Source organism: Lactobacillus kefiranofaciens (assembly GCF_900103655.1).
GTDB lineage: Bacteria > Bacillota > Bacilli > Lactobacillales > Lactobacillaceae > Lactobacillus > Lactobacillus kefiranofaciens.
This window is the reverse complement of record NZ_FMXC01000005.1, coordinates 84,774-91,948: the sequence shown is the minus strand read 5'-3', so window position 1 is coordinate 91,948 and position 7,175 is coordinate 84,774. Positions and strand designations below refer to the sequence as shown.

At 34.0% G+C, this 7,175-nt stretch carries 9 protein-coding genes; 8 read left to right on the top strand and 1 reads right to left on the bottom strand.

Translation table 11 applies throughout. The features are described from left to right. The 3 genes from BLP58_RS03740 to BLP58_RS03730 all read left to right on the top strand — a co-directional run. On the top strand, positions 1-257 hold a 257-nt coding region (locus tag BLP58_RS03740; protein ID WP_074484242.1), incomplete at its 5' end, for a transposase. Positions 258-279: 22 nt separating this feature from the next. Next, positions 280-939 (top strand): hypothetical protein, encoded by a 660-nt coding sequence (locus tag BLP58_RS03735; protein ID WP_013854346.1) that lies wholly within the window; start codon positions 280-282, stop codon positions 937-939. A 303-nt stretch (positions 940-1,242) separates the two neighbouring features. After that, positions 1,243-1,719, top strand: a complete 477-nt coding sequence (locus BLP58_RS03730; RefSeq protein WP_013854345.1) for an SLAP domain-containing protein — start codon at positions 1,243-1,245, stop codon at positions 1,717-1,719. 63 nt (positions 1,720-1,782) lie between these two features. On the opposite strand, the gene BLP58_RS12055 is transcribed toward BLP58_RS03730, so the two are convergent. Further along, positions 1,783-1,953: a hypothetical protein gene (locus tag BLP58_RS12055; RefSeq protein ID WP_003628042.1), complete on the bottom strand. Its 171-nt coding sequence runs from the start codon at positions 1,951-1,953 to the stop codon at positions 1,783-1,785. A gap of 87 nt (positions 1,954-2,040) precedes the next feature. On the opposite strand from BLP58_RS12055, the gene BLP58_RS03725 reads away from it, so the two are divergent. The 5 genes from BLP58_RS03725 to BLP58_RS03705 all read left to right on the top strand — a co-directional run bounded on the left by BLP58_RS03725 (position 2,041) and on the right by BLP58_RS03705 (position 7,068). Beyond that, positions 2,041-3,138 carry a glycerophosphodiester phosphodiesterase gene (locus BLP58_RS03725; protein ID WP_013854344.1) on the top strand — a complete coding sequence of 366 codons (1,098 nt, stop codon included), beginning with the start codon at positions 2,041-2,043 and terminating at the stop codon, positions 3,136-3,138. A gap of 80 nt (positions 3,139-3,218) precedes the next feature. Next, positions 3,219-3,635, top strand: a complete 417-nt coding sequence (locus BLP58_RS03720) for a GtrA family protein (protein WP_012211687.1) — start codon at positions 3,219-3,221, stop codon at positions 3,633-3,635. Next, positions 3,632-4,558, top strand: a complete 927-nt coding sequence (locus BLP58_RS03715; protein ID WP_013854343.1) for a glycosyltransferase family 2 protein — start codon at positions 3,632-3,634, stop codon at positions 4,556-4,558. The genes BLP58_RS03720 and BLP58_RS03715 overlap by 4 nt, the downstream gene beginning before the upstream one ends. A 109-nt stretch (positions 4,559-4,667) precedes the next feature. Beyond that, entirely contained in the window at positions 4,668-6,275 is a 1,608-nt protein-coding gene (locus BLP58_RS03710; RefSeq protein WP_013854342.1) for a putative glycosyltransferase family protein, read from the top strand. 250 nt (positions 6,276-6,525) lie between these two features. Then, positions 6,526-7,068, top strand: coding sequence for a type III toxin-antitoxin system ToxN/AbiQ family toxin (locus BLP58_RS03705; RefSeq protein ID WP_013854341.1), 543 nt, complete (start codon positions 6,526-6,528; stop codon positions 7,066-7,068). Positions 7,069-7,175 lie beyond the last annotated feature (107 nt).

Below are 7,175 nucleotides of genomic sequence, written 5' to 3'. Positions count from 1 at the left end.
AAGACATCGAGCCGGACCTACTGGTCTTCTATAATTATCCTAAGCAGATCAGAGCTTCAATTTACTCTACCAACATGATTGAATCTTTTAACAACGTCATTAAGCGCAAGGCTAAGCCCAAAGCAGAGTTTCCGACTGAACAGTCGCTTGATACTTTCATTGGCATCCAAGCAATGAGTTACAATGACCGCTACTTCAACCGAATTCACAAAGGCTTTGGTCAGGTTCAGGACACCTTAGAATCTTACTTTGATTAAATAAAGAATAAAAAATCAATCTATGAGAAAGATCTATTTACACAAAAGATTTGACAGTTTCGAATTAACGGATGATGATGTTGTTAATTATTTTAATAAACATGTTCATATTAAGTATGATAATAATCTTGTAACAGAAAGAGATGATACCTATATTGGCAATAAATCTGTTGATGATATGACAGAAGATGAGATTAAGGCAATAGAAAATGAGCGTGGATACAGATTAGAAAATTGGAATCAAGAGAATGTATTAACGATTGAAAATGAAAAGGGACAAACGGTTAGTCGACAAGATGATCAGCCAATGTTGCTACAACCAGGATATAAGATTGCCATATCGGCTGGTTTAGCTAATACTATGCCTAATAAATGTTATAAATGGAAAGTTCAAAAAGATATTCATGATAAATTAAACGGTACTTCAAATTATTCAGATCCAGTAACAGAAGCTAAAAAACAATTTAAAAGTGAATTATCTGAAAATAATGAATTACCAAAGAATATACAAGATAGGGTTATAAGAACAACAGAAAAAGATGGTAGTACTTATTTAGAAGAACAAGCAGATGAAGACGGTAATTTACCTGAAGCAGTTAGTCCAGAAACAGATAAATATGGCAATCCAGTAGTAGATGTTGATCTAGGATCTGAACAGGTAACCCCTCCAGTTATATTTTAATTTGTAAAAGAAGATGGCACTGAAGAAGACAAACTGATTGATATTCCACATACATCTGAAGATGGGAAACCAGCAGATAAAATTGATGAGAATGGTCATAGGGAAGATATAATTGGTCCTGATTCAAAAGATGTAGATAAAACTGATGAACCAATTATTGATGCTTCTGATGCAAATTGGGGAACCGATCCAATTGATGATGGTACACCATTTGAACCTAAAGACTTATCTCAATCTGATGTTGCTAAAATTTCAAATGAAAAGCCAACTATTGATGATGAGCCTGTTGATATTGGAAAGGTAATGCTAATTCATAACGCGTTTGTTTATGATGAACATGGAAATGCTCTTACTTATGAATACGTTAAAGGTGGCGCAATAAAGTATACCCATAATAAGGGTAACTATGCGGTACTTAAAGCTTATAATGATATCAAGATTTATGCTAAGAAGACTATTAACGGTAAACTATTTTATAGAATTGCTAAGGATAAGCCGTATTATGTCAAGGCAGCTAATGTTGGTAAAAAGCTTAAGACTCAAAAAGTTAATATTAGTTATACTATTAAAGCTTCAAAGAAGTCTAAAGTTAGATTGTATAACTCTAAAGGTAAATATCTTAAAAAGTATATAGCTAAGAACAAGAAAGTAATATTTGATCAAAAGAAATTTATAAAAGACTCAGTTTTCTATCATATTAAAAGCTATGGTAAAGGTCATGCAAAATCTGGTTATTGGGTAAGAAAAGAAAATATTAACTTAAAAGAGAAGAATAAATAATATATCAAAACTAAAAGAGCGAGAATGTATTGAATGATACATCTCGCTTTTTATTTGGGATTGTTATAATTCAACGAAGTCATCATCCGTGGAATTATTAATCCGTTTCATTATAGTATTTAAAGTACCAGTTTTTTCTAGATATTCTAATTCCTTTAAATGATGATATTCTTTTTTAGCCATTATAATCTTGAATAAATCTTTTCGTAAATCGGTTAGTGTGATAATCTTCATGACTGGCCCTCCTCGTAATATATAGTATGGCGTACTTCAACTATTAATACTAGAATAAAGAATATAAAACGCAGAAGGGATAAACGAATGAAAAAGCTCATCACAATAATTTTTCTAGCGATGTTTCCATTTAATTGTGGGTTCATGAACATCGCTCACCGCGGTGATAACGAGCAGGGAAAATACGCTGAACACAGCTTTGCAGCGTATGACCGTGCTGTTTGCGCACAAGTTGATTATTTAGAACTAGATTTGCAAGAAAGCAGCGACCATGTTTTAGTTGTCAGTCACGATGATAATCTGAGTCGCGTTTTTGGCGTGGATGAAGCAATTGAGAAGAACAATTTTAAAAAGCTAACTAATTATCGTAATCAAAGCGGCGAAAGCATTCATTCACTCGAAGAAGTTTTTCAACGTTATCAAAACAATCCGCAAGTGAAATTTATGTTAGAGCCAAAAGGCGATGGCGAAGATGCTAAAAGAATAGTTGAGTTACTTAATAAGTATCATTTACAAAAACGGATTTTATTTGAATCATTTTCTAGTGCTGCACTCAAGAAGCTTGCTCGTCTTGTACCCAAAATTCCGCGCACGCAGCTTGCTGGCTCTTACAAGGCAACAGGTCACAGTCAAGATTTTGCTGCTAGCTTTTATACTGCAGATGCGGCCAACTATTTACATGATAAAAACAAAAAGTACATGCTCTGGGGTGTGAACAGCAATAAGCAGATGCACAAGTTTTTAAATCCTGATAAGGGTGTTACCGGCTTATTGACTGATTTCCCAGTTCGTTTGGCAAAAATTTTGCAAGAAAATAATTATTTTCGCATTTATTATCAACCAGTAACTTTTCCTACTGAAAATCTTGCCGCCAATCTTAAGTTAAATAATGGTCATCAAGTAAAAGCAGATCAGGTTAAATTGGTAAATAATCGACTTTGGTATCATGTTCAGCCTAACATGTGGCTCAACGAGCAGAATCTGGCTCACCATGATTCTTTGGCTCCTCGTGCCCAAGTCGGCTTGGTTAAGGTTGATCAAGCAACGCCGGTTTGGACGGATCTTTATTTTAAGAAGTCAGCTGGTAAAACCTTGCGTGCACACAGTCATTGGAATTATTTTGCGGTAGCTAAATATCACGGCAAGCGCGTCTACAATTTAGGCGGTAATCAATGGATTAAGTAAATAGCAAAGCCTATGCTTGTTTTCAATATATTTAAATAATAAGGAAGGTAGTATACTGCAGAACTAATAGTTAAATAATTATGGTTAAGATAAGAGAAATAATTAATTCAGAGAGTTTTGTTCAACTAGTAAAATATGTGCTAATTGGTATCTTAGGCTTAGTCGTTGATTTTGGCATCTATACGATTCTGACCTATTTTAAGGTTAATGTTGAAATCGCCAATATCATTTCGTCAACTTGCGGAATAATCAATAACTTCTTTTGGAATTCATACACTAATTTTAAGGTTCATGATCATTTGATAGTTCGCTTTATTTCATATTTTCTTGTTGGACAAATCACCACTGTCTTTACGACACTGTCGCTATTTATTTTTGTTAATCAATTGGGATATCCGCACTTGATTGTAAAAATTGTAGCTACCTTTGTCGCAACTTTGATTCAATTTATTATCAATAAGATAATTACTTTTAAAAAAGTCAGGAATAATAAATGAAGAATTTGTCAATTGTTGTACCATGTTTCAACGAACAGGAAACTGTTCCGCTTTTTTATGCCGCGACGCAGAAAGTATTGCAAAAGATGCCAGTTAAAGCTGAATATTGGCTAGTAGATGATGGCTCTAAAGACAATACTTTACAAGAAATAAAAAAATTGCACCAAGAAAATCCTGCAGTGCATTATATTTCTTTCTCAAGAAATTTTGGTAAGGAATCCGCGATTTATGCTGGACTTAAGGCAGCTACAGGAGATTATATCGTTTTAATGGATGTGGATTTACAGGATCCACCCGAGTTTTTGCCTAAGATGTATCGTCTTCTTCAAACTGGCAAGTATGATGCTGTGGGATGCCGCAGAGTCGATCGTACGGGTGAAAGTAAATTTAAGTCATTTTTGAGTGATCAGTTTTATAAAGTTATTAATAAAATTTCTAAAACTGAAATTGTTCCAGGTGCTCGAGATTATCGCATGATGACGCGTCAAATGGTTAATGCTGTTTTATCAATGCCAGAATACAGCCGCTTTTCTAAAGGAATTTTTTCTTGGGTTGGCTTTAAAACAAAGTATTTAGAATACCATAATGTAGAGCGTGTTGCTGGTAAAACGGACTGGACAACTAAAAAATTATTTAAGTATGCTTTAAGCGGAATCGCAGATTTTTCGCAGGCTCCCTTAGATTTATCTGTTTGGATTGGCATAATTTCCTTTATCCTATCAATTGCTGGACTCATTTTCGTGATTGTTAGAAAAATTATTACTCCTAGTTCAAGTATCTTTGGCTGGGCAAGCCTAGTTTCCATTATTCTATTAATTGGTGGAATTCAACTGCTATGCCTTGGAATTATCGGTCATTATGTAGGCAGGATTTATTTGCAAGTGAAAAATCGACCAATTTATATTGTTAAAGAGAAAAAGTAGCAGATAGGAAAAGGAAATAAAAAGTGGGAACTAATATAAAAAAGATAGATTGGAATAAGATTGGCTTAGCCATTTATCCGTATGTGGTCATTTACTTGGAATTTATTTAATGATTAGGTTCCAAATTTTGAATCATGCGGTTCTTTTGACTAGCGATGCATTGCTTCATTTTCAGCGTTTTTATGATACTAGTATGCAAATTAAGACCGGAAATTTTTCATATTTTCAAACTAATTTTGCTTTTAGTCACTCAGGGAGAATTTTTAATGCAGTTTATGGGCCATTTTTAGCTTACATCGGTGGCTTTTTACTGCTTTTAGTACATAATTGGTTTAATTTTCAGATTTTAACTGTTTTCACTGTGCTGTTAATCGCTGGAATTGGGATGTATCGTTTAGCGTTGAAGGCTAATGTTGACGAAGTTATTGCTATTTTGCTTGCCTTGATTTATTTGCAATTTGGCATCGTAGCCGGCATTCTGCGTTTTAATTTTATGGCGTGGGGTGCGGCACTAGCGCCGTATGCGATGATGCAGGTACTATACATGATTAACGATGAACGTAAGCCAATTCTTTGGCTAAGTTTAGCTTTAATTATGTCGCTGATCGCGCAAGTACACCTGTTATCAACGGTTTACATTGCATGCACTTTTGTGCCATTTGCCATCTATGCCTTAGTTAAAACTTCAGCAAAAAAGCAAATGATAATAGATTTCTTCAAAGCGCTTGGTACGACATTAGTCTTAACGGCCAATGTTTGGGGAGGACTGCTAGTTTTATACTCACACAATAAGATTTCTCTGCCTAATCAATATAACCTGTATTATCACGTAGTTAAGTATAAAAAATTCATTAACCTTCATGGCTTTTTATTAATCTCAATGGTCTTGTTGCTTGTTTTCCAATTGATTTATGTTTTAACTCATTTACGCGAATCAGTCCTTAATACGATGGTGACAATCATTGCGCTAGTGATTTTATTGCTTGCATCAAGTTTAATGCCCTGGGCCCAGATTCAGGCACATTTTCCTAGCTTAAAATCTTTCCTCCAATTTCCGTATCGTCTGGCAGTTGGTGCCTGGCCGTTGATTTTGCTCGGAGTAGGAATTTCGATGACCAATTTAATGAAGAAAAAAGACAAATTAACTGATGTGCTCATTATAGTAGGCCTGGTCTTAACTTTTAGTCAAAATTTATCAGTTAATTATGCGATTAATCGGCAAAGAACATTAGAATTTCTTGATCCAAATTATGTTGTGATTATTCAAAGATACAGTAAAATTACGAAACATCGCAAGAAGCTGCAGCATATTTTGCGTTATACCAATAATGATTCTCTTTTTAAGGCTGGTAACCATACTGAACCAGATTATTTACCATATACCAAACATGCATCAAACGTTACGTATCAAAAGAAGATTTTAGATCAGGCTAAGCATTATCATTATCATGTGAAAGGGAACAAGCTATTTCTTACTTGGAATAGCAAAAAGGCAAAGATGAAGATGTTGCCGATTGTAATGTATCATCAATCACGCTTGACCTTGAATGGTAAATTGCAAACTAAGCTAAAGCAAAATACTATTACGCAAACAATTGTCAAAGCTAAAAAGGGTAGAAATATAGCTAGTTTACAATTTATCACGCCAATTTGGTTTAAAGCTTTATTGTTGATTAGTATTTTAGGCTGGTTTGTATTATTCGGTTACGGAATTTAGGTTAAGCATAGGAAAATAAGATTAAGCTAAATTGCGAATATAGTCTAAGTGTGGTGTTTTTAGAAAGTATAAGTTATAATAATAGTGCAGGATAGAGGTCACAGAGCCTATCAAAACTGTTTTATATAGAGGCTAGGGGGAGCCCTATCAAAACCCTTTTATATAGAGGCCACAGAGCCTATCAAAACTGTATTCCTGCAACTATACTGCTTGGCTGGTGCAATTAACCAGCTTTTTTTATGGAGAATATATGAATTGGTGTAGTATTGACGAAACATATCTCAATTATTTGAAATCTTATGAAAGTAGAATTCCATATAGTGATTATGAAGTTAATCATTTCAAACCCTTTTTTAGACCATTATTTGAGATTGAACCAGGGATTATCTTTGTAGGTGCAATAAGTCACCCACAAGATCGTCATCGTAAAATGAAAAATAAGCCGGATTTTAGAAAAATATTTATACCGGTTCATGGAAGAGATGGAAGAATTAAAAAACATTTTGCGGGAGTTGTTCATTTAAATTATATGTTTCCTGCACCTGAGTCAGCTATCTTTAATGTGACGGCACAGAATATTACTAATTTTAGAAGGTTTTCTACAGAACAACAAAAATCAAAGTATATTGATCTTTTGAACAAAGAACTTAAAGTAATTAATAATGAAGAAAATATTGCAAGCAGGGCATATAAACTCTATTTGCGTAAACAAAAATTTCCTCAGGATCCTATTAGTCGTCGGTGTTTTAATTATGATAAATTAATTGATTTAGCGAAAAAATGGAATGATTAATGCATACTGCACATTCTTCGTCTATCTCTTTTTTCTAAAATAAATTCATGCTATAATCGTAACCAAAGCAAGAATCAAGAGGTATCGACTTCATTTACAGAGAAAAG